The 23,501-nt window shown below is 61.9% G+C and carries 24 protein-coding genes and 1 tRNA gene; 2 read left to right on the forward strand and 23 right to left on the reverse strand.

Features of this window, described 5'->3' with window-relative positions:
• Window positions 1–19: 19 nt before the first annotated feature.
• From SB659_RS03565 to SB659_RS03615, 11 genes are all read right to left on the reverse strand, one after another.
• Entirely contained in the window at window positions 20–727 is a 708-nt protein-coding gene (locus SB659_RS03565; protein WP_410549675.1) for an ABC transporter ATP-binding protein, read from the reverse strand.
• Complete coding sequence (locus SB659_RS03570) at window positions 720–1,607, reverse strand: ABC transporter ATP-binding protein (RefSeq protein ID WP_410549501.1); 888 nt, start codon at window positions 1,605–1,607, stop codon at window positions 720–722. Before SB659_RS03570 ends, SB659_RS03565 begins: the two co-directional genes overlap by 8 nt.
• Entirely contained in the window at window positions 1,600–2,802 is a 1,203-nt protein-coding gene (locus tag SB659_RS03575) for a branched-chain amino acid ABC transporter permease (protein WP_410549502.1), read from the reverse strand. Before SB659_RS03575 ends, SB659_RS03570 begins: the two co-directional genes overlap by 8 nt.
• Window positions 2,799–3,818, reverse strand: a complete 1,020-nt coding sequence (locus SB659_RS03580; RefSeq protein ID WP_410549503.1) for a branched-chain amino acid ABC transporter permease — start codon at window positions 3,816–3,818, stop codon at window positions 2,799–2,801. Before SB659_RS03580 ends, SB659_RS03575 begins: the two co-directional genes overlap by 4 nt.
• A gap of 84 nt (window positions 3,819–3,902) precedes the next feature.
• Entirely contained in the window at window positions 3,903–5,132 is a 1,230-nt protein-coding gene (locus SB659_RS03585) for a branched-chain amino acid ABC transporter substrate-binding protein (RefSeq protein WP_410549504.1), read from the reverse strand.
• Window positions 5,133–5,689: 557 nt separating this feature from the next.
• Window positions 5,690–5,763, reverse strand: a tRNA-Leu gene (locus SB659_RS03590).
• 180 nt (window positions 5,764–5,943) lie between these two features.
• Entirely contained in the window at window positions 5,944–7,398 is a 1,455-nt protein-coding gene (locus SB659_RS03595) for an NAD(P)/FAD-dependent oxidoreductase (RefSeq protein WP_410549505.1), read from the reverse strand.
• 38 nt (window positions 7,399–7,436) lie between these two features.
• Window positions 7,437–8,813: a S8 family serine peptidase gene (locus tag SB659_RS03600; RefSeq protein ID WP_410549506.1), complete on the reverse strand. Its 1,377-nt coding sequence runs from the start codon at window positions 8,811–8,813 to the stop codon at window positions 7,437–7,439.
• Window positions 8,810–9,796, reverse strand: a complete 987-nt coding sequence (locus SB659_RS03605; RefSeq protein ID WP_410549507.1) for an exopolyphosphatase — start codon at window positions 9,794–9,796, stop codon at window positions 8,810–8,812. Before SB659_RS03605 ends, SB659_RS03600 begins: the two co-directional genes overlap by 4 nt.
• Complete coding sequence (locus SB659_RS03610) at window positions 9,793–10,476, reverse strand: DUF501 domain-containing protein (RefSeq protein WP_410549508.1); 684 nt, start codon at window positions 10,474–10,476, stop codon at window positions 9,793–9,795. Before SB659_RS03610 ends, SB659_RS03605 begins: the two co-directional genes overlap by 4 nt.
• A 68-nt stretch (window positions 10,477–10,544) precedes the next feature.
• Window positions 10,545–10,886 carry an FtsB family cell division protein gene (locus tag SB659_RS03615; RefSeq protein ID WP_350224857.1) on the reverse strand — a complete coding sequence of 114 codons (342 nt, stop codon included), beginning with the start codon at window positions 10,884–10,886 and terminating at the stop codon, window positions 10,545–10,547.
• Between SB659_RS03615 and SB659_RS03620 the strand changes: the two genes are divergently transcribed.
• Window positions 10,876–11,259, forward strand: coding sequence for a hypothetical protein (locus SB659_RS03620; RefSeq protein ID WP_410549509.1), 384 nt, complete (start codon window positions 10,876–10,878; stop codon window positions 11,257–11,259). The genes SB659_RS03615 and SB659_RS03620 overlap by 11 nt on opposite strands.
• A gap of 167 nt (window positions 11,260–11,426) precedes the next feature.
• Here SB659_RS03620 and eno read toward each other — a convergent pair whose 3' ends face one another.
• The 6 genes from eno to SB659_RS03650 form a co-directional block, all read right to left on the reverse strand.
• A complete protein-coding gene (gene eno, locus SB659_RS03625; RefSeq protein WP_284974357.1) occupies window positions 11,427–12,707 on the reverse strand; it encodes a phosphopyruvate hydratase in 1,281 nt (426 codons plus the stop codon).
• A 116-nt stretch (window positions 12,708–12,823) separates the two neighbouring features.
• Window positions 12,824–13,519, reverse strand: coding sequence for a MazG nucleotide pyrophosphohydrolase domain-containing protein (locus SB659_RS03630; RefSeq protein WP_410549510.1), 696 nt, complete (start codon window positions 13,517–13,519; stop codon window positions 12,824–12,826).
• Window positions 13,497–14,639 carry an adenosine deaminase gene (locus tag SB659_RS03635; protein ID WP_410549511.1) on the reverse strand — a complete coding sequence of 381 codons (1,143 nt, stop codon included), beginning with the start codon at window positions 14,637–14,639 and terminating at the stop codon, window positions 13,497–13,499. Before SB659_RS03635 ends, SB659_RS03630 begins: the two co-directional genes overlap by 23 nt.
• Window positions 14,640–14,710: 71 nt before the next feature.
• Window positions 14,711–15,277: a hypothetical protein gene (locus tag SB659_RS03640; RefSeq protein WP_410549512.1), complete on the reverse strand. Its 567-nt coding sequence runs from the start codon at window positions 15,275–15,277 to the stop codon at window positions 14,711–14,713.
• 242 nt (window positions 15,278–15,519) lie between these two features.
• Window positions 15,520–15,855, reverse strand: coding sequence for a hypothetical protein (locus SB659_RS03645; protein WP_284974353.1), 336 nt, complete (start codon window positions 15,853–15,855; stop codon window positions 15,520–15,522).
• Window positions 15,856–15,990: 135 nt separating this feature from the next.
• Window positions 15,991–16,749: a DedA family protein gene (locus tag SB659_RS03650; RefSeq protein WP_410549513.1), complete on the reverse strand. Its 759-nt coding sequence runs from the start codon at window positions 16,747–16,749 to the stop codon at window positions 15,991–15,993.
• Window positions 16,750–16,805: 56 nt separating this feature from the next.
• On the opposite strand from SB659_RS03650, the gene SB659_RS03655 reads away from it, so the two are divergent.
• Window positions 16,806–16,943, forward strand: coding sequence for a hypothetical protein (locus SB659_RS03655; RefSeq protein WP_410549514.1), 138 nt, complete (start codon window positions 16,806–16,808; stop codon window positions 16,941–16,943).
• Here SB659_RS03655 and SB659_RS03660 read toward each other — a convergent pair.
• From SB659_RS03660 to SB659_RS03685, 6 genes are read right to left on the reverse strand one after another with little or no spacing between them, the layout of a single operon-like run.
• The gene (locus SB659_RS03660; RefSeq protein ID WP_410549515.1) at window positions 16,933–17,583 is read right to left on the reverse strand and encodes a DedA family protein; all 651 of its coding nucleotides are present in this window, start codon (window positions 17,581–17,583) and stop codon (window positions 16,933–16,935) included. The genes SB659_RS03655 and SB659_RS03660 overlap by 11 nt on opposite strands.
• Before the next feature lie 11 nt (window positions 17,584–17,594).
• Window positions 17,595–18,905: a thymidine phosphorylase gene (locus tag SB659_RS03665; protein WP_410549516.1), complete on the reverse strand. Its 1,311-nt coding sequence runs from the start codon at window positions 18,903–18,905 to the stop codon at window positions 17,595–17,597.
• Entirely contained in the window at window positions 18,902–19,315 is a 414-nt protein-coding gene (locus tag SB659_RS03670) for a cytidine deaminase (RefSeq protein WP_410549517.1), read from the reverse strand. The genes SB659_RS03665 and SB659_RS03670 overlap by 4 nt, the downstream gene beginning before the upstream one ends.
• A 2-nt stretch (window positions 19,316–19,317) precedes the next feature.
• A complete protein-coding gene (locus tag SB659_RS03675; protein ID WP_410549518.1) occupies window positions 19,318–20,607 on the reverse strand; it encodes an ABC transporter permease in 1,290 nt (429 codons plus the stop codon).
• The gene (locus tag SB659_RS03680; RefSeq protein ID WP_410549519.1) at window positions 20,604–21,941 is read right to left on the reverse strand and encodes an ABC transporter permease; all 1,338 of its coding nucleotides are present in this window, start codon (window positions 21,939–21,941) and stop codon (window positions 20,604–20,606) included. The genes SB659_RS03675 and SB659_RS03680 overlap by 4 nt, the downstream gene beginning before the upstream one ends.
• Window positions 21,931–23,451: an ABC transporter ATP-binding protein gene (locus tag SB659_RS03685; RefSeq protein WP_410549520.1), complete on the reverse strand. Its 1,521-nt coding sequence runs from the start codon at window positions 23,449–23,451 to the stop codon at window positions 21,931–21,933. Before SB659_RS03685 ends, SB659_RS03680 begins: the two co-directional genes overlap by 11 nt.
• Window positions 23,452–23,501: the final 50 nt, after the last annotated feature.

Raw genomic sequence — 23,501 nt, forward strand, 5'->3', positions numbered from 1 at the left:
GACGGGCGCCGCCGGGAAACTACCCAACGCCGAGATAGGCCTCCTTGATGGCCGGATTGGCCAGCAAGTCCTTTCCGGTGCCGCTATGCGTAATCTCCCCCGTCTCCAGGACGAAGGCCCGGTGTGCGCGAGCCAAGGCCTGGTTCGCGTTCTGTTCGACGAGGAGAACGGTTGTTCCTTGCTTGTTGATCTCGGTGATGATCTTGAAGATCTGCCGGATGAACTGCGGAGCCAGCCCCATGGAAGGCTCATCGAGCAACAGCAGCTTCGGATTGGACATCAAGGCCCGCCCGATCGCCAACATCTGCTGCTCGCCACCACTCATGGTTCCGCCGAACTGCTTGGCGCGCTCTTTAAGGCGCGGAAACAGGTCGAACACCCGCTCAAGGTCATTGGCGACCACGGACCTGTCTTTCCTGCCGTAGGAACCCATGTCCAAGTTCTCCATGACAGTCATCCCCGGGAAGATGCCCCGGCCTTCAGGTGCCTGCGATATACCGCGAATCACCCGGATATGGGCCTTCATTCGCGTTATGTCCTGCCCCGCAAACGTGATCGATCCCGACGACGGGTTCAAAAGCCCGGAAACAGTCCTCATGGTGGTGGTCTTCCCAGCACCATTTGCGCCAATAAGCGAAACAATTTCCCCTTCATCGACTTTGAAGGACATGTCATGAATGGCTTGAATCCGGCCGTAGTGGACGGAAACGTTCTTGAGCTCAAGCAACGTCATCTTCAGGCTCCCCGAGATAGGCGGAAATAACTTTGGGATCATCGCGAATCACCTTGGGCTCGGCGTCGGCAATTTTTTTGCCAAACTCAAGCACAACGATCCGGTCAGTGACTCCCATGACAAGCTTCATGTCGTGCTCAATGAGGAGCACGGTGTAGCCGTCATCCCTAATGGTGCGGATGAGCGCCATCAGTTCTTCTTTTTCCGCCGGGTTAAAGCCGGCAGCAGGCTCGTCCAAGCAGAGAACCTTAGGGTCCGTAGCGAGCGCCCGGGCAATCTCCAAGCGCCGCTGGTAACCATAAGGCAGGTGGCGGGACAGGAAATGCGCGTGATCGGCGATGCCGACGAACTCCAGGAGAGCCATGCCACGCTCGACGGCGGACTTTTCCTCCCGCGTGTGCGTGGGCAAACGGAGCAGGGCCCCACCGACGCTGGTCCTGTGCCGGGCGTCCAAGCCCACCACCACATTCTCCAGGGCCGTCATCTCACCGAAGAGGCGGATGTTCTGGAATGTCCTCGCAAGCCCGCGCCGGGTGATCTTGTGTTGGGCCAAGCCGTTGAGGGCCCGCCCCTCCAGCAGCACCTTCCCGGAGGTCGGTTTGTACACACCGGTCATCGCGTTGAAGCAGGTGGTTTTGCCTGCGCCGTTCGGTCCGATGAGCCCCAAGATCTCGCCGCGGTTGATATCGAAGGACACGTTATCCAACGCGGTGAGTCCGCCGAACTTGATGGTGAGGTTTTGGACCTGCACCAGGGCATCGCCCACGCTGACTGCTATGTCGCGCTCCGGAGCAACCTTTTCGGCAACTTCGAGATCGACGCCTTGTTCCTTAAGGGCCTCGACGTCGATGTCCGGTTCAATTGCCTCACTCATCGCCGGCCCCCTTTCCTGTGCTTGTAGTCAACTGCCCGGTAGCCGGTTTCTTCATGGCCAAGGCTTTGACTTTGTTGTACGCGATCCGCCCGTACGCGAGCAGGCTCTGACGTGCCGGCAAGATGCCTCCCGGGCGGAAGATCATGATGAGCACCAGTGCCGCGCCGAAGATGAGGTATTTGAATTCGGCAATTGCGGTGAACCTGAGCGGAATGTACGCCACCAAGGAACCGCCCAGGATGGCGCCTACCTTGTTGCCGGTGCCTCCCATGACCACGGCAGCCAAGAACAGGATCGAGGTTGCGATATCAAACTTCTGATTGTTCACGAACCCCACCTGGCCTGCGAACAAGGCCCCGGAGAGACCGCCGACCGAGGCTCCAATGGCGAACGCCCAGACCTTGTATTTGAAGGTGGGAACACCCATGATTTCTGCGGCATCCTCATCTTCCCGGATGGCGATCCAGGCCCGTCCAACACGGCTGCGCTCCAAGTTTCCGGCGGCCAGGAGAACAAGGATGATGATGGTCAGCGTCAGCCAGTACCAGGGAGTTCCATTGGAGTTCAGGAAGATGGGCTGCCCACCTGAGTCCGTTCCCGGCGGGTGACCCACGTTCTGGAAACCCACTTGGCCTTTCATGGCCGGGATAATCGTGGCCAGAATGCGGACAATTTCGCCGAACCCCAGAGTCACGATTGCCAGATAGTCACCGCGCAAACGTAGCGTAGGCACACCCAGCATGACCCCGAAGAACATGGTGATGGCCATCGCCAACGGCAGCGTCCACAGGTACGGAATGTGCACGTAGGGCGAGTCGGGGCTGGTGAACATCGCTGCGGTATAGGAACCCACGGCGAAGAATGCCACGTACCCGAGGTCCAAGAGGCCCGCGTAACCCACGACGACATTCAGGCCTACCGCCACCAGGGCGTAAACAGACATCTGCGCGAGGGCGATCTGCCAGTTATTGCCGGGCTCGGTGGTAATCAATGGCGGGTTGAGGATGGGAAGCAGGTAGGCAATCACCACCACCACAATGAGGATCAACCATTGCTTTTGGCGCGAGAGGGTATTCCATTTCTCGCCAAGCCCCGGAAACCACCCCTTTCGAGGCTTCATTTTGGCTTCCCGGTCCATCATGGCCTGGGTAGCAGCATCGTCCGGAATGAGGGTAGGTCCTTCTGTAGTGCTCATGCTTTGCTCTTTCCTAGCGAGCTGCCCAAGATACCTTCAGGCCGCACAATCAATACCAAAACCAGGACAACGAAGGCAACAACGTCAGTCCATTGTGAGCTGCCCAGAAGAACCTGGCCATAGTTGCCGATCAGGCCGATCAGCAGGCCGCCGAGCAACGCACCGCGCACGTTGCCGATACCGCCGAGGACAGCTGCTGCGAATGCCTTGACACCCAGAATGAAGCCACCGCTGTACTGGACACCGGACGGGATCTTCATAACGTAGAACAAGGCGGCCGCACCGGCGAGGACTCCACCGATGATGAACGTGGTCACAATGATCTTTTCCTTGTTCACGCCCATCAAGGTGGCCGTATCCGGGTCCTGCGCCACGGCTCGGATACCGCGGCCTGTCCGGGAACGGCGGATGAATTGGTCCGTAGCAACCATGAGGATTACTGCTGCCACGACGATGACAACCTGCTGTGAGTCGATGATGGTTCCGAAGACATCGAACAGCGGCGTTGGGCGGAACATAGTCAGCGCAGCTTCGGGGCTGGGACCACGCCACCAGTAGATCGTGTACTGGATGGCAAAGGAGACGCCGATAGCCGTGATCAGGAACGCCAGGCGCGGAGCCTTACGTTGCCGCAAAGGTTTATAGGCCACCCGTTCCACAATGACCGCCATGAGGGCTGAGGCAACAATAGCCACGACCAAGGCGAGGACGAGGTTACCGACGATCGCCCAGAATGCGAGCTTCGGAGCCGACGGCCCAAAATTCAGGGCACTAAGGGTGAAAAACACTCCGTAACATCCAGTGATGAAAACTTCGGAGTGGGCAAAGTTGATGAGGTTGAGCACGCCGTAGACGAGCGTATAACCGAGGGCCACCAGCGCGTAGATTGCCCCGAAGGTCAATCCATCAAATGTGGAATTCCAAAAGTTCTGGGCCAGCGAGTTCACGTCGAATGTAATCCACGTGTCGTCCGTACTGACGGTTCTGATCAAACTAGGGATAACTTCAGTGATCATGGATGCTTCCTGATGCGGTCAAGAGAAATGCTGGGGGTTTGCATCATAATGCTCACCCCCAGCATTCACATGTGCTGTCGACTATTACTTACCGATGACGCCGATGGGAACGATCTTGCCGTTCTCAACCTTGTAACCGTAAACATCAGGCGTTGCCAGCTCGCCGGTACTGTCCCACTTGTAGTGCTTGGACAGGCCGTCTGCGTCGTAGGACTTGACCCATGACAGGAGGTCCGCCCTGGTCTGCTTGCCCTTGTCGATACCGGAAAGGAGGACGGTTGCGGCGTCGTATCCTTCGATCGAGTAGGTTCCAGGATCAGCGTTGGCGATTCCCTTGTATGCCGAAGCAAAGTCGGGGATGAGCTCACCGGGGATGCAGGGGCAAGTGAAGTAGGCGTTGGACGAGGCGTCCCCAGCCTGCTTGATGAACTGGTCATCCTTCACGCCATCAGGACCAACGAACGATCCCGTGAAGCCCTTGGCAACGAGCTGCTGGTCGAACGGGGCACCTTCAGCGTAGTAACCGGCGTAGTAAACGGTGTCGGCCTTGGTGTTCATGATCTTGGAGATCACTGCCGAGAAGTCCTTCTGGCCGGTGATGACCTTGTCGGAACCAGCGAGTGCTCCGCCGAGTGCCTGGGACGTCTGGGTGCCGAGGCCGATTCCGTAGTCGGAGTCATCCTGGACGAGGTAAACCTTCTTTGCCTGCAGCTTGTCCGTCAGGAACTTCGCTGCAGCCGGGCCCTGGACGGCGTCGTTGCCGAGGGCGCGGTAGAAGGTGGTCCAGCCGTTCTTGGTCAGGCCGGGGTTGGTAGCCGACGGCGTGATGTGAACGAGGCCCTTCTGCTCGAAGATGTTGCCAGTGGCCTTGGACTCACCGGAGAACGGGAGGCCGACGACGCCGACGATGTCCGACTCGGAAACCATCTGGGTCACCGGGCCGGTGGCCTTGTTCGGATCGCCTTCAGTATCGAACTTCTTGAACTGCACCTGGCAGCCCGGGTTTGCCTGGTTGTGCTGGTTGATGGCGAGTTGGATGCCATTGAAGATGTTGATACCAAGCTGGGCGTTGGGACCGGTTTCGGCACCGCCATAGGCCAGCGTGGTGGTGGACGGGCAGGTAGCCTTGCCATCACCCTTGGGAAGAACGGCTCCGGAAGGAACGTCGACCTTGGAAATTGCGGGAATGTTGACCTTGTTGCTTGCCCCAGAAGAGTCCGATGTGCTTGGGCCTGATTGATTAGCGCAACCTGTCACCAGCATGCCGAGCGTGGCAGCTGCCGCAATCGCCGTAATGACTCTTTTTTTGTACATGAATAGCCTCCGCGAACCATCTGTTGTGTGGTCATTGTCCCGAAGCTGCGATCACTTCGAACATGAGCAAGAGACTACTACCAAGATGTGCTCTATGACACATTTTCGCTGGTCAGGATATGGTAACGGCTTGAATAGTTTGTGCCCCAGGCGCCCAGCACACACTCAGGTCGCCAACGATCGGCAGTTCGGCCGCCAAACCAAGCATGTCAACGACGTCGTCATCGACCCGGGTCACCGGCATATTCCAAGCCAACTTCGACGGCCCTAACCCCACGGCGCGATCGTCAGCCCGCCGCTTAAAACGCGAAACCCCGCGCGAATGCGTCGGGGCTTCGGTCTATGCGGGAGACGTTTCCGCGTCCTGCGATCATCACAGTAGCAATCGTTGGTGGTCGAGGCACGGACCAGCGCTGACTGACGGAACGGTCCGCATTTACACACGTTATTGTCCTATAAGCGCAAATTCGGACAAAGACACACATCCCGGACCGAGGACCGGGGTGTAACCGATGAGTCGACTTGGCCGTGAAGGATGTCTCGACTCATCACATTTGTGCCCCAGGTGGGACTCGAACCCACAACACGCGGATTTTAAGTCCGCTGCCTCTGCCAATTGGGCTACTGGGGCGCCCGGACCATGGTATCCCAGCTACGGATAGTCCCGGTGACTTACACGCGCAAGGCGCCAACAGGTGGCATCTCGGGCGGCGTACGGGCAGCTTAAACGCTCGACGGCGGCCCCTCCCCCCTTTGGGGAGCGACCGCCGTCGAGCGTTTCCTGAACTTGTTACAGCCCAGGCGAAGGTGACTACTTGGCGTCTGCCGTCACCGGGGTCTTGGAATCGTCCGCAGCAGGCTTTGATTCCGCCGGCGCGGGTGCGGCAACGGGCTTGGGAGCCGGAGTTGCTGCGGCCACGAAGGCCCCGCGCGGGTTATCGAGATCAATCAGCTGGGTGGTGTCGCGGCCTGCGAAGAAGGTCAGGACCCAACCGGAGATCACCCGGAACTTGCGCTCCACCGTGGGCATGGCCATGCCGTGGTATCCACGGTGTGCCAGCCAGGCGGGGCCGCCCTTGAGGCCGATGCGGCCAAAGAGGTTGATGTTCGCAACGCCCTTCCACTCGCCGAAGCCGGCTACTGCACCAAGGTTCTTGTGCTTGTAGTCCTCGAGCGGCTTGTCCCAGCGGGAAGCCCACAGGTTCTTGGCGAGCTTCTTGGCCTGGCGCAGAGCGTGCTGGGCGTTGGGGACACAGGTACCGTCCGGCAGGCCCTTGCCGGTGAGGTCCGGAACAGCGGCGATGTCGCCGGCAGCCCAAGCGTTTTCGATGATGCCTTCATCACCGGCGATACGAAGGTCCGGGAGCACACGCACGCGGCCACGGGGTTCCAGCGGGAAGTCGGTGGAACGGATCATCGGGTTGGCCTGCACGCCGGCGGCCCACACCAAGGTGTCCGCTTCAACTTCCTGCGCGGGGGTCTTGTCCGGGAGGTTGATGAGCTTCAGGGTGCCTTCAGCGTTGTCCAGCGAGGTGTTCAACAAGACCTCGATGCCACGGCTGCGGAGGTGCTCCACGACCCACTCGGCCTGTGAAGCGGTGACCTCCGGCATGATGCGGCCCATGGCTTCGACGAGGATGAAGCGAACTTCCTCCTGGCGGATGCGCGGGTTGTTCCGGACAGCGGCGCGGGCAAGGTCTTCCATCTCGGTGAGGCACTCGATGCCGGCAAAGCCGCCACCAACCACCACGAATGTGAGGGCCTTGGCGCGCTCGGCGGGATCCGTCATGGTGGATGCTGCCTCGATGCGGTCAAGCACCTTGTTGCGCAGCGCCACGGCTTCTTCGATGGTCTTCAGGCCGATGCCGGCGTCCGCGAGACCCTTGATCGGGAAGGTACGGGTGATGGCGCCAGCGGCGATCACGACGTCGAAGTAAGGAACCTCGAACGGTGCGTCACCATCTGACGGCGCCACAACTGCCGTGCGGTTGGCGTGATCGATGCTGGTGACGCGGCCCTGGATGAGCTCGGTCTGCTTGAGGTGCTGACGGTGCGAGACCACTGCGTGGCGTGCCTCGATGTTGCCGCCTGCAACCTCGGGGAGGAAGGGCTGGTAGGTCATGTACGGCAGTGGATCGACGACGGTGACGATGCCACCGGCGTTCGCGATCTTCTTCTGCAGTTTGAGTGCCACGTACAGGCCGACGTAACCGCCGCCGACGACGAGGACCCGAGGACGGTCAATGAGCTCTGGGGTGGTTGCCATGGCTCCAGAATACAACAGTTTGTGAAAATCTTCACTAACTATGGTCTGGAAGGTGGGTCAACCGCATCCACGGCTCCTGTTTCTGTCTCTTCGGAGGCACCCTTGGTGCGCTTTGACACTCGTCGCAAGTGAAGTGCCGCGCCAACCAGGAGCGCGATAAACAACCCTCCGAACCCGATGACGACGGCGGCAGGAAGCGCGTCGTCCATGCCGGCCGGAGCTTTGGCTGCCGGGACGGTGGGGTCCGCCAAGGTTGGCGGTGCGCTGGTCGGGCTGGCCACTGGGGCTTGCGAAGGCGTGGTGAGGTCGCCCCGACGATGCACCCTGATCCAGTCGGCGATGGACCCCAGCGGGTTGGACCGCGCCTCCGGAACGTCGTTCTTCAGCGCGGCCTCGGCGTTGAGGATGCCGTAGCCATAAAGCGGATCCTTGCCCGGAGCACCTGCATCCTTGGCCGTGCTGACAATCCGGTTGATGACTTGCTTTGCGCTCATGTCCGGCCATTTGGACCGGATCAAGGCTGCCACTCCGGAAACAATGGGTGCAGCCCCGGACGTTCCGGCCCATTCTGCGTATCCGGCTCCGGGGATTCCGCCCACCAGGTTCTCAGCCGGCGCGGCTACCCCGATGCTGATGCCTTGGGAGGATGCGTCGATGCTGGCGTGTCCGTTGCCGTCGAGCCCTGCGACCGTGAGCACACCCGGGATGGTGGCAGGTGCGCCCACTTGGATGTTTCCGCCCACCCGGTTCCCGGCGGCGGCAACAATCACAACGTCCTTTTGCTCGGCGTACAAGAACGCGGCATCCCAGCTTTGCGGCCAGTCCGGCGATGTACTGCCCAAGGAAATGTTGATGACCTTGGCCCCGTTGTCCACAGCCCAGCGCACGGCATCGGGTATCTGCTCCTGGTCTGTCTTGCCGCCGGGGTTTGGCGAGCCAAGCCAGGTGGAAACGGACAAGATGTCAGCCTCGGGGGCGACGCCGATGATTCCGTCCGGTGGCACCGGAGGCGTGGGGGTTGGCGAGGCCGACCCGGCGGCCGGAGTCGGCGCGGGAGCGGCATGACCGCGACCGGCCAACATCGTGGCCACGAGCGTGCCGTGCTCGGGCTTGGCGCCGATGCTCTTCTGGCCATTCGGGGCCCCGGCCCCTGACGCGTCGGCACCTCCGACCACCGCGCCTGCGAGATCGGGATGGCTTCCGTCGATGCCGGAGTCGATAACAGCCACCGTGACCCCGGCGCCCTTGGATACCTGCCAGGCATTGACGACGCCGGAATCGGCGAGCCAATACTCTTTGTCGCGCCACGCGTCTGCAGTGGCTGCCGGAGCTGTTGCCAACATCCCGGCAAAGAGACCCCCGGCCAGCACAGTTGCCGTCCCGGCGGAAAAGGCTCGGCGACGCCTCGAAGTCACCCGGCAGCCCGGATGCTCAGGGCGATGCCGTCAAGGATGTCGTGCTCACTGGAAACAGCCGTACTGGTCTTCCCGTTGCTGACCGTGGCCAACCGTGCAAGGATCCGGCGCCAGACCAAGGCGCCAGCACCGATCACATCTACCCGCCCAGGGTGCATGTACGGTAGCGCTGCGCGTTCCTCACGCGTCATTTCCAACAGGCTCGTTGCCGCCTTGCTTATGGTTTCCAGGTCCAGTTCGGCACCGTGGATCCGGCCCGGCTGATATTCCGGCAGCCCGAGCGCGTGCGCCGTGATGGTGGTGATCGAACCGGCGACACCCACCACAGCCGTGGCACGGTCCAGCGGCACTGCTTGGCCGGCAAGGTCAAGGGCGGCATCGACGTCGGCCTCTGCCGCGCTGATTTCAGCGGCAGTGGGCGGATCGCTGTGGAGGTGGCGTTCGGTCAACCGTACGCAGCCGATGTCCACGGACCTGGCGGCGATGACGCCCCCGGAATCACCCGCAACAAATTCGGTGCTGCCGCCACCGAGATCGACCACCAGGATCAGGTCCTCCCCCGCCGGCAAAACGCTACTTGCCCCGGAAAAGGACAACGCGGCCTCCTCGTCACCGGAGATGACCTCCGGCTCCACACCGAGCAGATCCCTGACGCCGTCCACGAAAACCTGGCGGTTACGCGCGTCCCGGGTGGCCGACGTCGCGACGAAACGCACACTACTGGCGCCGTGTTCCCTGATGAGGGCCGCATAGTCCCGGGCAGCGGCGAACGTGCGCTCCAATGCTTCCGGCGCGAGCTCACCGGTGGCATCCACGCCCTGGCCCAGGCGGACCACCCGCATTTCGCGCACGACGTCGACCAGTGGACCGGATGTGGGGCCAGCACCGGCCGTGTGTGCTGTACCAGTGGTGGTATCAGCGGTATCTGCGATCAGGAGGCGGATGGAGTTGGTTCCACAGTCGATGGCTGCCACTCGGCTCATGCGGGGTTGTCCTGTTCGCTGGGGAGATCGGTCTTGGCTTTCCGCATAGGGGCGGGCCGTCCGACAATGTCCGGCAGGCCCTGTGGACCGTGCCGGCTCAGGTCGCGGGAAGGGGCTTCACCTGCAGTGTCCCAAGCGCCGTCGCAATAGCACCTGTCTTTGGTCCACCATTCCGCGATGGCCTCCAGTGCCTCATCGCCCAAGGGATTCACTCCGGGACCCGCTGCCAGCGAGTGGCCCACCAAGACGTGAAGGCATTTCACGCGGCTGGGCATCCCGCCGGCTGAAACGCCGTCGATCTCGGGAACGGCCCCGGTTCCGGAGCGTTCCGCGATGTGGTTGCGGGCATCGAGGTAGGCGTCATGGGCCCCGCGGTAGGCCTCGGCCAATTCCGGGTCGGCGGCCAACCGCTCATTCATTGCGCCCATCAGGCCGCCCGCTTCCAGCCGGGACACTGCAGAGGTGATCACGGGATGCGTGAGGTAGAACGTGGTGGGAAAAGGAGTTCCGTTGCTGAGGCGGGGCGCTGTTGCCGCGACCAGCGGATTGCCGCATACGCACCGTGCGGGGATCTCCACGACGTCGCGGACGGGACGGCCAAGTTGCCGGCTCAGGACCTCAAGATCGTGTGCTGATGGCTGGCGGGTTTCCTGCGGCACGGCTGCCGTGTTCTCTTCCACTTGCGCTGCCACCCTTCCTGCCCGTTGGTGCCGAGTCCCTTGGGACACGACGGCGGCGGGCACCGCGTCTAGTCTGTTGCCGATCGTCTGATGGACTCCCACAACGCATCCACCCATGGCAGATTTGCAGGGTTCGCAGATGATCCGGAGCCGGTGCGGCCACCCGGTGTGCCAGCGGCATCATTCCCGCCAAACACCCAGTAGTCCGTTTCACCCGGCATAACCATGTTAATGCGATCCCGAGCCTGCTGTTTGACATAGTTGGGGTCCTGCCAGCGGGAAAGCTGCTTGGTCAGGTCTGCCTGCTCTGCTTGGCGACTGGAAATCTGTGCCTGGAGGTCGGAGATCTCTGCCCGTTTTTCCAGGAAAATTTTCACCGTTGGGGTCAACATGATGGTGATGGCGATCATCACCACGGCCAGTGCCAGCAACCGGCCGGAGAACGCTTTGGCCGGAACCGGCGCGTCATCGCGGGCTGTGCTGGAGGAACGGCTGGAGGAGCCGCGAGCGCCCTTGGAGGGAGCCGGATCCGCGGTGGGCTTCCTACCCCCGGATGCACTTGAGGCTGACCTCGCCTGGGACGCTGGCCTGGCCGGGGACGATCCGGCACTCCCGGATTTAGCCGACTGCTGCGGCGCTGAAGGAGCCCTCGTTCCGGCCTTAGGAGAGGTGGCTGTAGAAGCGCTGACTTTAGGAGGGGTGGCCTTGGTGCCGATGCTCTGCCCGTCGAGGGCGTCCGCCCTGGGGACTTTGGGACGACGGGTGGCCATGACACTCCTGTAATGCCCGGTGCTTGCCTGGCGGTTGCTGTGCTGGTTATCTCTGATCTGCTTGGACGCCGGGCAATGCCTTCCGTCCAGCCATGCCCGGTTCCGCACCCAAGGCGTTAAACAGAACCGGTGGCCATGGTCTTTCCACCATAGCCACCGGTCAGCCGTTTTTGCGGAATGCTAGCCCTTGAAACGCGGGAATGCGCTGCGGCCGGCGTAGCGTGCGGCGTCGTCGAGCTCTTCTTCGATGCGCAGCAACTGGTTGTACTTGGCAACACGCTCTGAGCGGGCCGGGGCACCGGTCTTGATCTGACCGGCGTTGGTGGCTACCGCGATGTCAGCAATGGTGGTGTCCTCGGTTTCGCCGGAGCGGTGCGAGGTGATGGTGGTGTAACCGGCGCGCTGGGCGAGGGAAACGGCGTCGAGCGTCTCGGTCAGGGAACCGATCTGGTTAACCTTGACCAGCAGGGAGTTGGCCGTGGCCGTCTCGATGCCCTGCTGCAGGCGGACCGGGTTGGTGACGAACAGGTCATCGCCCACCAGCTGGACTTTGTCACCGATGGTGTCGGTGAGGGTCTTCCAGCCTTCCCAGTCGTTCTCGTCCAGCGGGTCTTCGATCGAGACCAGCGGGTAGTCGGCAACGAGCTCGGCGTAGTAGGCGCTCATCTCGGTGGCGGAGAGTGCCTTGCCTTCGAACTGGTAAGCGCCGTCCTTGTAGAACTCCGAGGAGGCGACGTCCAGCGCCAGGGCGATGTCCGTGCCCGGGGTGTAGCCGGCGTTCTTGATCGCTTCCTGGATCAGGTCCAGTGCTGCGCGGTTGGACGGCAGGTTGGGGGCGAAGCCGCCCTCGTCGCCGAGGCCCGTGGAGAGGCCCTTCTGCTGCAGGACGGACTTGAGGTTGTGGTACACCTCAACGCCCCAGCGAAGACCTTCGGAGAAGGTCTCGGCGCCGATGGGGGCGATCATGAATTCCTGGATGTCGACGTCGGAGTCTGCGTGCGAGCCACCGTTGAGGATGTTCATCAGCGGAACCGGCAGGACGTGGGCATTGGGTCCGCCTAGGTACTTGTACAACGGCAGGTCCGAGGAAGCTGCGGCTGCGTTGGCAACGGCCAGGGAAACACCCAGGATGGCGTTGGCGCCGAGCTTGCCCTTGTTCGGGGTGCCGTCGAGGTCGATCATTGCCTGGTCGATGCTGCGCTGGTCAGTGGCGTCGAAGCCAATGAGTGCCGGGGCGATCTCGTCGATGACGGCGTCTACGGCCTTTTGGACACCCTTGCCCAGGTAACGGCCCTTGTCGCCGTCGCGAAGTTCAACAGCTTCGTGCTCACCGGTGGAAGCACCGGAGGGAACAGCTGCGCGGCCGATCTGGCCGTCGGAGAGCAGGACCTCAACTTCTACGGTCGGGTTTCCGCGGGAATCAAGGATCTCGCGTGCGTGGATGGCATCGATAAGCGCCATGGATGTGCTCCTTATGGGCGAATTACAGGAATGTGGAGGGAAATTCTCAACGTCCTCGTCGCTACTAGCGTAGTCGAGAGTGGCTTAGGTTACGGCACGGCTTCCACAGCCTCACGTCATGAAGGCTGCGCTTGGGTTTTTTGGAACGCCCGGACGGCGCTCCGAAGGGCCCGCTCGGCGTCGAGCCCTTGCTCCCGCGCACCTGCGACGACGGCCAACAACAACTCCCCCAGCGCCTCTTCCGAGGCTGGGATTGCGTTAAGCCCGGCGGCGGAAACACGGCTGCCGACGTCGACCACGTGTCCGGCGCGTACCGCCCGGTCGATCGACTTCTGCGCACCCGCCAGAGCCGGCAAGTGAGGCGGAATCCCTTCGAACGGATCGGCCCGCTCCGGCTTTTCCGCGCGCTTCACGGCATCCCACTTCAGGACGATTTCCTCCACCGTGGCCGGAAAAGTGTCCTGAAGGGATCCATCCTCCCTGAACACGTGGGGATTCCGCCTGACCATCTTGTCATTGATGCCCCGCGCCACGGCGTCGAAATCGAAGCTTCCGCGCTCCTCGGCGAGCCGGGCGTGAAGGACCACCTGAAGCAGGACATCGCCTAACTCACCGCGGAGTTCATCATCCCGCGCCGCGGATTCGCCGGCTTCAATGGAGTCCACGACCTCATAGGATTCCTCGATGAGGTACTCCACCAAGGACTCGTGGGTCAGCGCGCCCATCCAGGGACAGTGCTCACGGAGCGCCGCCACTGTGCGCAGCAACTCCGTGAGCCCGGAGGAACCCTTAGCCGAGGTTGGCGTAGGCATCGTTGATGTACTCGACCAACGCTTCGCGCTCATCCAGCGGCAGGAAGGCAGCCTCGGCGGCGTTGAGCGTCAACTCGAGCAAGTCGTCGAGATCGTAGTCGAAGGTCTCCACCAGCAACTCGAACTCATCTGTGAGGGTGACGCCGCTCATCAACCGGTTGTCGGTGTTGATGGTGACGTTGAAGCCGAGCTGGAACAGCATGTCCACCGGGTGGCTTTCGATGCCCTCACCGAAGCCGGCGATCGCGCCGGTCTGCAGGTTGGACGAAGGGCATACTTCCAAGGCAATCCCGCGGTCGCGTACCCAGGCGGCCACGCCGCCGAGGGTTACCATGCCGATGGTGTCCTCGCCGTCGTCGTCGGAGTTGTCCTCGAACTCCACGGTGATGTCCTCGGCGATCCGCACGCCATGGCCCAGGCGCAGGGCACGGCCATCAACGAGTGCAGACTGGATGCTGTCAAGGCCGGCAGCCTCACCGGCGTGGACTGTGGCCGGAAAGTTGTTCTCGGCGAGATACGTGAATGCGTCCTTGAAGCGGGACGGCAGGAATCCGTCCTCCGCTCCTGCGATGTCGAAGCCGACAGCTCCCTTTGCCCGATGACGGACTGCAAGTTCGGCGATTTCCTGCCCGCGATCGGCGTGCCGCATGGCGGTAATCAGTTGGCCCACCTGGATCTGGTGTCCGCGCTCTTCAGCTGATTCCACGCCTGCTTCCAGGCCGGCCTGGACTGCCTCCACTACCTCGTCCAGGGACAGGCCTTCACGCAGGTGTTGCTCGGGCGCCCAGCGGACTTCACCGTAAACCACGCCGTCCTCTGCAAGGTCTTCCACGAACTCCTTGGCGACCCGGAACAGCCCTTCTTTGGTCTGCATGACGGCGATGGTGTGGTCGAACGTTTCAAGGTAGCGAACCAGCGAACCGGAGTCGGCGGATTCGCGGAACCACTCACCCAGCGCAACGGGATCCGTGGACGGAAGGGTGTGGCCAACGGCGCTGGCCAATTCGATGATGGTGGCCGGCCGGAGCCCTCCATCCAAGTGGTCGTGCAGGGAAACCTTGGGCAGGCTCTTCAGGTCGAAGTCGAGGGCAGGGGCAGCGTCAAGAATGGGCTCAGTCACGTTCCAACTCTAGATGATGACGGCCCAAGAATTCAGAGCGGTCCCGATGCACCATCTGACTGCCACCGACGTCATCGACGGGCGCCGAGGATAGGAAGTTTGTAGAAGCGTGCGACCCTAACAAATTCCGGGTCGGGACCGACGTTTTTGGAGGACACCTGCAGCAAATCATTGCTGCCCGGCGGCAGCCCTTCGTCGGAGCGGCGATCCCAATACGCCCAACACCGACCGTTGAGCCTCTTAGACCGGTAAGAAATTCCTAATGGTCTGGAGCCGTCGTCGAGGGATACTCCCCGCAGGACGTGCGCAAGTAGTGTCGTCAGATCGCGGTCCTCGCCTTCAACTGCGTCCGAAGTGAGAAGGTGGAGACGATCCGTGAGACCGGGCGTTTTGGGAGCTAGTCCTTCCAGAGCGAGGAGCGTCTCGGCGTGGTCGATCTGTACCCACCATCCATTCCGGGGTAGCTGGATCTCATAAACCGATCTCTCCATCTGCCAGTCCACAGAGATCGCCCATGGGACGTCGACACCATTGGTTTCGGCTTCAGCGGAAACCTGGCTGATGTAGTCGTTGACTTCCCAGTTGATGGACTCTGCAACCTGTGCGATCTTGGCCCGCTCGCGACGGAACTGGACCAATACCTCCGCCTACGCGCATTCCCGTGAATCAGCCAGATAGATGGTCCGGCCTTTTGCATCGAATCGGCCGCGGTGGTCACCCTCTCCCGGGTCCCCTCCTACCGGCAATGGACCAACGACCGCATTAGGTAGAACCGAGAGCGCGCCGTAGCGATCCTTTGCGACGCGGAACGCGCTCTCGCCCCGCGCCTCTAGCAGGTGAAGGCCCGTCGCCTCGCAGAGGCGTTCCGCCAAAGCCGCCGTCACGCAGCGTAGGTATCGTTCACGAACGCTTCGGCGGCGCCTATGACTTCCCTACTTCGCTGCTCCTGGATGTAGAGGACGGGAAGGTTTTCTTCAAGACGCGGGTTAGCGCCCATCAACCAAGCCAACGCAACATGCTTTCCATCGGCCATGTAGACCGTCTTCCACACGCGGTATCCAAGACGCAGACGATCTTCAAACTCCTGCCGGGGAACCGGGCCATCAGGGCGGGCCCATTTATACGGGGAGGTACGGTCTTTCACCCCGGCCATCGTCTGCACGACAACAGCACCAACGTTTTCATTGAGTTCCCGAACAAGGTCGTGGATATTCATCCGCGTAGTGTCTTGATGAATTTCGTTGCGTACCGATGCCTCCATCGACCCATGATCTCAGAAGATCCACATGAGAGCAACAAGAAATCCACATTCAACCGGCGGCGATTCGGTGGTAGCCGCCACGCGGGGAGGTTATCCGGCGGGCTTGGAAACGTCGACTTTGGCCACGGCGGGAGCGTGCTTCACCGGGGCGGAGGCGTGGGTGCCGGATGGTTCGCCAGCTGCAGTGCCGCCGTCAGCGCCTGCCTTGGAGCTTTCGCTTCCGACGGCGCGTCCACGGCGCGCGTCTTTCTTTTCCAAGTACTTGTGCCACCACCGGAGCGCATGGTCAACCACGAAGCCGAGGACGACGGCGAATGCCACTGCTATGCCGACGCCCAAGAGCGGATTGTGGTGAACCCACTGGCCCGCAAGCAAGCCGATGCCAATGGAGTAGCAGACCCAGGTGAGGCATGCGAAGGCATCCAGAAAGAAGAATGTCCTGTGTTTGAACCCTGTTTGGCCCGCGACGTAGTTCACGGCCACCCGGCCCCACGGGATGTAGCGGGCTGTGAAAATGAGCACTGCGCCGCGCTTGTCCAATTCATACTGGGCCCAGGAAAACAGTTTCTGGATCTTGGGCCTGCGCATCCACTTCCAGCGGTCAATGCCGATTTTCCGGCCCAGCATGTACGCCATGTTGTCCCCCGCCATGGCGCCCAGCAAGCCGGTTGCCCCCAAGATCCACAGGTTAGGCTCCCCGCTGCGAAGGGAAAGTGCCGAGAGTCCGACAATGGCCATTTCGCTGGGGAGAATCGTGGCGAATCCGTCGACGAAGAAGAACACCAAAAGGATCGGGTATACCAAGGGCTGCCCGGCTGCATGATCAAGCAAATGGTTCAAATACTCCACGCGGGGGTAGCTCCTAGGCGAATGTGACTTGACACTGTGACGGAAGTCGCTCTTAAGTGTCCCATGGCCGGGGCGTCGTTCGCTACGTCCCGGCCTTGGAGCACAACTCCAACGGTATCGGCCCCGGAGCAGTCCGGGCGTCCACCAGCGGACTGATGTTTGCCACCGCCGGCAGCCCCTGCGTCATACCGTAGGCGGAGGTGACGCGTCCTCCGCCGGGACATTGCTCATGTCCAACGGCACCGAGCCACGCACCTTGCTGATGATGCGATCGATCACCACGCCGAGGGCAATTGCCGCCACGATAGCGATCACAGCGCCCAGGAGGTGATTGTGTTCGAACCACTTGCCGAAGAAGAACCCGAGCACCACGGAGTAGGTGGACCACAACAGGGCGGACACCGCGGTGAAGGCAACAAACCTGCCATGCCCGAATCCGGTGGCGCCCGCGGTGAGGTTCACCGCTACACGACCGATCGGGATGAACCGCGCCACCATGATCAAGGAAGCGGGCCGCCGTCGTAGCTCCTTCCCCGCCCAGCCGAAGGCGCCCTGCATTCGCCGGGTCCGCATCCAGCGCCACCGCTGAACACCAATACCGCGGCCGATGAAGTAGGCGATGTTGTCCCCGGCGAACGCCCCAAGCGCCGCCATCAGGCCCAGCGACCATAAGTTCGGCGAGCCACTGCTACCTGCGACGGCGCCCAATCCGACAACAACGGATTCGCTGGGAATGGGTGGGAACAAACCATCGATCAGGCAGCACGCCAGCACCAAAAACAACACCCACGGCTGCTGTGCCGCAGCCAGGATGAAGTCATTAAGGGCCTGCACAGGACTAAAACCTAGGCGATCCGATCGATAATGAGCCGATGCGCCGGCCGTGAACCTTCCGGTGCTATGACGACGGCGCCCTCCAAGGCTTCCTTTGCCCGGGCGAACTTTTCCGGAGTGTCCGTCAAAAGGGTCATCAACGGCTCACCCGCCCGGACCAGCGCACCCGGCTTGGCATGCATTCGAACACCTGCGCCTGCCTGCACCTGATCCTCCTTGCGAGCACGCCCCGCACCCAGACGCCAGGCAGCAACACCCACCGAAAGGGCATCAAGTTCCACAAGCACACCGTCCGCCGGCGCGTAAACGACCTCGGACTCCTTGGCTACCGGCAAGGCCGCCCTAGGATCGCCGCCCTGCGCTTCGATCATCCGATTCCACACATCCATGGCCCGACCGTCCCTGAGCGCAGCGGCGGGATCGGCGTCGTGAATGCCGGCACCGGCCAGCATTTCCTCCGCCAGCCGGATAGTAAGTTCGACGACGTCTTCCGGACCGCCGCCGGCCAGGACCTCCACGGATTCCTCAACTTCAATCGCATTTCCCGCTGTCAAGCCCAGTGGCGTGGACATGTCAGTCATCAGTGCCACCGTATGGACTCCGGCGTCCTTGCCCAAGGCCACCATGGTCTCAGCAAGTTCCCGGGCCCGCGCCTCGTCCTTCATGAATGCCCCGGAACCAACCTTGACGTCCAGCACCAACGAACCGGTGCCTTCAGCAATTTTCTTGCTCATGATCGAGGAAGCAATCAGCGGGATGGCCTCCACCGTTCCAGTGACGTCGCGCAATGCATACAACTTCTTGTCCGCTGGCGCGAGTCCTGAACCCGCGGCGCAGATAACCGCGCCCACGTCCTGCAACTGCCTCATGATCTCGACATTGGTCAGATTGGCCCGCCAACCCGGGATGGCCTCCAGCTTGTCCAACGTTCCGCCTGTGTGGCCCAAGCCGCGGCCCGACAGCTGCGGAACAGCGACGCCGAAGACAGCCACCAAGGGTGCCAGTGGCAGCGTGATCTTGTCACCAACGCCACCGGTGGAGTGCTTGTCGCTGGTAGCCTTCCGGCCGCCGTCGGGCCTTGTGAGTGACGAGAAATCCATGCGCTCGCCCGAGGCGATCATCGCTGACGTCCAGCGCGAAATTTCGGCGCGGTCCATCCCGTTGAGCAGGATGGCCATGTTCAGGGCCGCCATCTGCTCCTCGGCGATCACGCCGCGGGTGTAAGCGTCAATGGTCCAATCGATCTGCTCGGGAGTAAGGGCGCCCTTGTCCCGCTTGATCGAAATGATCTGAACGGCGTCGAACGCTTCGGTGCTGTTCACGTGGTTTCCTCCAAATGTTCGGGACCGAAGGCATCCGGCAGCACCTGGTCCATGGATTTGATTCCCTGCGTTGTCATGAGCTGCATTCCAGGTGCCCTGAATTCGTACAGCAGTTGGCGGCAACGCCCGCACGGCATGAGGATGTTTCCTTGGCCATCCACGCAATAGAACGCAGCCAGCCTCCCCCCGCCGCTCATGTGGAGCTGCCCAACCAAGGCACACTCTGCGCACAGCGTCAGGCCATAACTGGCGTTCTCCACATTGCAGCCGCTCACGATCCGGCCATCCTCGGTGAGGGCTGCAGCACCCACCGGGAACTTTGAATACGGCGCGTAGGCCCTCTCCATGGCCTCTTTGGCAGCCTGTTCCAGAGCTGGCCAGTCGACGTCCTGCTGGCGACCAGTATCCATGCTCAACCTTTCACGTACGGTATGCCGCTGGCGGCCGGTGGCCGCGACCTGCCCACCAAACCGGCGACGGCGAAGATGGTCACCAAATACGGCAGCATGGCCATGAACTGGCTGGGCACGGGCGTTCCGATGATGCCAAGGATCGACTGCAGGTTGTAGGCGAAGCCGAACAGCAACGACGCCAGGAACGCGCCGATCGGGTTCCAACGGCCAAAGATCAATGCTGCCAAGGCGATGAAGCCGCGGCCGCCCGAGATTTCCTTGGTGAAGGAATCGATGGTTACCAACGTGAACACAGCACCACCGATGCCTGCGATGGCCCCGCCCAAGGTCACGTTCCAAAAACGGGTGGCGTTGACGTTGATCCCCATAGTGTCCGCCGCTTGCGGGTGTTCGCCGACGGCGCGGACGCGCAGCCCCCAACGGGTCTTGAAGAGGCCGAACCACACCACGGCAACAGCCACATACATCAAGTAACCGGCAACGGACTGCTTGAACAAGATCGGCCCGATGATCGGAATGTCGGAAAGCAGCGGGATCGGCAGGATATCCAAGCGGCCCGGAGTGTTGAACTGGTCCTTATTCGGAGCCATGACCGTGCCGAACAGGAAGCCGGTAAGGCCGGACACCAGGACGTTCAGCACCACGCCCACAATGATCTGGTTGACCAGATACTTGATACTGAAAACCGCCAACACCATGGACACGGCCGCCCCGGCGCCTGCTGCGGCCAGCAGGCCCACATACGGGCTGCCCGTGACCGTCGCGACCAAGGCGGCGGTGAAGGCCCCACCCAGCAACTGGCCTTCAATAGCGATATTGACGACGCCGACGCGCTCGCACAGCACACCGGACAGGGAACCAAAGACCAGCGGAACGGCAAGGGTCACAGAACCGGCGATCAGCCCGGCAAGGGAAATCGATGGTTGGCGGGCACCGGCAACGATCCACAGGAGCACAGCAAAAACGAAGACCACGGAGAACGCAATGGGCAGCCACCTGGGCGAGCGGGTGTCCCGCGTCCAGAGGTAGATCGAGTACGCAGCCATGGCGAGCAGCAGAATGCCGAGCACGATGCCACCCACTTGGCCTGGAATCAACAGCGCGGGGACCGCTACGGCGTCACCGGGATCGCTGATCTTCATCTCGGCAGTCTGCCCCGGGCCCAACAGGCCAAAGAACACCAGTGCAATCACGGCCAATACGCCGAGTGTCAGGGGGACCTTCAAAGAAGGGCGGAACGCAGGCAGGGCTGTTGCCCCTGGGGCGGAAGCTGTGGATGTTGCGCTCACTTGGCACCTCCGGAGGCGTGTGCAAGGGCAGCTTTCGGGGCTGCCTTGGTCTTCTTGTTTTTCTTCTTGGGTTCAAGCCGGAATATTGACCGAATCAGGGGTGGCGCAGCGATGAAGAGCACGATGAGCGATTGCACCACCAGCACGATGTCGATCGGTGTTCCGGTCTGGATCTGCATTTGCACCGCTCCTGCGCGGAAAGCGCCGAACAGCAACCCTGCAAAGAAAGTCCCCCACGGGGTGCTGCGCCCCAGAAGGGCAACAGTGATGGCGTCGAAGCCTATCTGGGCTGCGATACCGCCCGTGAGCACCTTCTCGGTACCGGCTACTTGGGCAACGCCGCCGAAGGCCGCAAGGGCTCCGGCAAGGGCCATGACCAAGATCGTTGCCCGGGAAACTTTGACTCCGGCGGTGCGCGCGGCGATGGGGTTGGCGCCAACGGCACGGAATTCAAAGCCGATGGTGGATCGATTCAGCATCCACCACACGCCGTAGGTCAGCAGGACTGCAACCAGGAAGCCCAGGTGGAGGCGTGACCCTGGAATGAGGATCGGGTACGTTGCGGAATCATCCAGGCGCGGCGAAATCGGGCTGTTGTCTCCAGCGCGGCGGAAGGCTGCGGTATTCAACAGGAAGTCCAGCAGGAACAAAGCAACGTAATTGAGCATGATGGTGACAATCACCTCGTGTGCGCCGGTTCGCGCCTTGAGGACGCCAACCAACGCGCCCCACGCAGCACCGCCAAGGACGCCCATGATCACTACCACCAGCAGGTGCAGGCCGAACGGGAGGTGCCAAGCGAACCCGACATAGGCTCCGAGGGTGGCGCTGATGATGATCTGCCCCTGCGCACCGATGTTGAACAGGCCCGCCCGAAAGGCCAAAGCCACGCCCAGGCCAGCGCAAATCAGCGGCGTTGCCACTGTCATGGTTTCCAACAGCGGCTGCAAGCCTTGGCGCGGGTTGAACACTGAGCCTTGGAAGAGCGCAATGTAGCTCTTGGTCATGGCACTCCACGCTGCCGACAGGAAGTCCCCTGGTCGAGCAAAGAAGTAGCCTGCAGTTTTCGCCACGGCGGCGTCGGTGCTGGCAATCAGCAGACCACCGAGGATCAACGCCACGATGACGGCCAGAACGGACACGAAACCGTTGCCCATCACGATTTTCCGGATCACGCTGTCCTGCTCATGGCCGGGATCTCCGCTCTGCGAAGACACCGGCACGATCGCCGGGGTCAGGGCTCCCCCGGCGGTGTCGAGCGCGACATCCGCCGCGCGTACTTCCGACGTCGATTCAGCTGGCTGGGTCTCATCGGACCGGTGCTTACTTGTCATCGGAGCCTCCTTCCGGGCCGACGCCGGCCATCATCAAGCCAAGGGTGTCCCTGGGTGTGTCCGCAGGCACGATGCCCACGAGTTTGCCCTTATAGAGCACCGCGATCCGGTCTGCGAGCTCAACCACCTCATCGAGTTCGGTGGAGACGATCATGACCGGTGTTCCGACGTCGCGCTCGGCGACAATGCGCTTGTGCAGGAACTCGATGGAGCCCACATCCACGCCACGCGTGGGCTGGCTGGCAATGAACAACCGCAGCGGCCGGGACAACTCACGGGCCATGACCACTTTTTGTTGGTTACCGCCGGATAGTGTTCCGGCCGCGGATCCCGCCGAGGGGGTTCGGATATCGAATTCCTCGATCTTGGCTTTGGCATTCTCCACCACTTTGGCCGGTTTCATGCTGATGCCGCTCGCGAACGGTGCCTGGTCATACAGGTCCAGGACAAGGTTCTCGGCGACGGAGAATGGGCCAACCAGCCCGTCAACGGTGCGGTCTTCGGGAACAAAGCCGACGCCGGAGCGCAGGACTTCCTTGACCGGAAGGCCCAGCAGTTGCTTGCCGTCGAGGGTGACCGAACCAGTGACGTGTTCCTGCACGCCAAGGATGGCTTCGGTCAGTTCCGTTTGGCCGTTCCCTTGGACGCCCGCAACAGCGAGGATCTCGCCTTGGGCAATGTCAAAGCTGATGCCGTCCACCACGTTGGTCCCGTTGGCTGCACGGACAGTCAGGTTTTCGACGACGAACGTGGTCTCCTTGGGCTGCGCCGGGGCCTTGTCGAGGCTAAGGCTCACCGGACGGCCGACCATCATGGATGCCAATTCGGTGGCCGACGCCGTAGGAGGCGCATCGCCTACTACCTTGCCGCGGCGGATCACCGTGATGACGTCCGAAACGGCCTGCACTTCGCGCAACTTGTGCGAGATGAAGACGATGGAGGTGCCCCCTGCCTTCAGTTGCCTCATGATGTCCAGGAGCTCGTCCGTTTCCTGAGGCGTCAGGACCGCCGTCGGCTCGTCCAAGATGAGCACCTTGGCCTCACGGACCAGGGCCTTGATGATTTCGACGCGTTGCTGGACGCCGACCGGTAGGTCCTCCACCAAAGCGTCGGGATCGACGTCGAACCCGTACTTTTTGGAGATTTCACGGATCTTCGTGCGGGTCTCGTCCATGCTGAGGACCCCGCCGAAGGAGGTAGCCTCCGCGCCGAGGGCCACATTTTCGGCCACCGTGAAAACGGGAACCAGCATGAAGTGCTGGTGGACCATGCCGATACCTGCGGCCATGGCGTCCGCGGGGCCCCGGAAGCTGACCGGCCGGTCGTCCACCAGGATCTGGCCGGCCGTGGGTTCGTACAGGCCGTACAGCACGTTCATGAGTGTTGATTTGCCCGCACCATTCTCGCCGAGCAGGCAATGGATCTGGGCGGATTCGACCACGAGGTCGATGTCTTGGTTGGCGTAGAAGGTCCCGAAAGCTTTCGAGATCCCCTTCAATTCGAGTTTCACAACTCCACCGTTCTGTGAGTCCGAGGGACGGCGAACAGCCCAACAGCCTG

The sequence above is a fragment of the Arthrobacter sp. SIMBA_036 genome (assembly GCF_046535135.1).
In the GTDB taxonomy this organism is placed as follows: domain Bacteria; phylum Actinomycetota; class Actinomycetes; order Actinomycetales; family Micrococcaceae; genus Arthrobacter.

Coding starts and splice junctions, on each gene's coding strand:
- SB659_RS03570 (WP_410549501.1), bottom strand. CDS start 1,607: ATGAGTGAGGCAATTGAACCGGACATCGACGTCGAGGCCCTTAAGGAA.
- SB659_RS03575 (WP_410549502.1), bottom strand. CDS start 2,802: ATGAGCACTACAGAAGGACCTACCCTCATTCCGGACGATGCTGCTACC.
- SB659_RS03580 (WP_410549503.1), bottom strand. CDS start 3,818: ATGATCACTGAAGTTATCCCTAGTTTGATCAGAACCGTCAGTACGGAC.
- SB659_RS03585 (WP_410549504.1), bottom strand. CDS start 5,132: ATGTACAAAAAAAGAGTCATTACGGCGATTGCGGCAGCTGCCACGCTC.
- SB659_RS03595 (WP_410549505.1), bottom strand. CDS start 7,398: ATGGCAACCACCCCAGAGCTCATTGACCGTCCTCGGGTCCTCGTCGTC.
- SB659_RS03605 (WP_410549507.1), bottom strand. CDS start 9,796: ATGAGCCGAGTGGCAGCCATCGACTGTGGAACCAACTCCATCCGCCTC.
- SB659_RS03620 (WP_410549509.1), top strand. CDS start 10,876: ATGGCGATCATCACCACGGCCAGTGCCAGCAACCGGCCGGAGAACGCT.
- SB659_RS03615 (WP_350224857.1), bottom strand. CDS start 10,886: ATGATCGCCATCACCATCATGTTGACCCCAACGGTGAAAATTTTCCTG.
- eno (WP_284974357.1), bottom strand. CDS start 12,707: ATGGCGCTTATCGATGCCATCCACGCACGCGAGATCCTTGATTCCCGC.
- SB659_RS03630 (WP_410549510.1), bottom strand. CDS start 13,519: ATGCCTACGCCAACCTCGGCTAAGGGTTCCTCCGGGCTCACGGAGTTG.
- SB659_RS03645 (WP_284974353.1), bottom strand. CDS start 15,855: ATGAATATCCACGACCTTGTTCGGGAACTCAATGAAAACGTTGGTGCT.
- SB659_RS03670 (WP_410549517.1), bottom strand. CDS start 19,315: ATGGATACTGGTCGCCAGCAGGACGTCGACTGGCCAGCTCTGGAACAG.
- SB659_RS03680 (WP_410549519.1), bottom strand. CDS start 21,941: ATGACAAGTAAGCACCGGTCCGATGAGACCCAGCCAGCTGAATCGACG.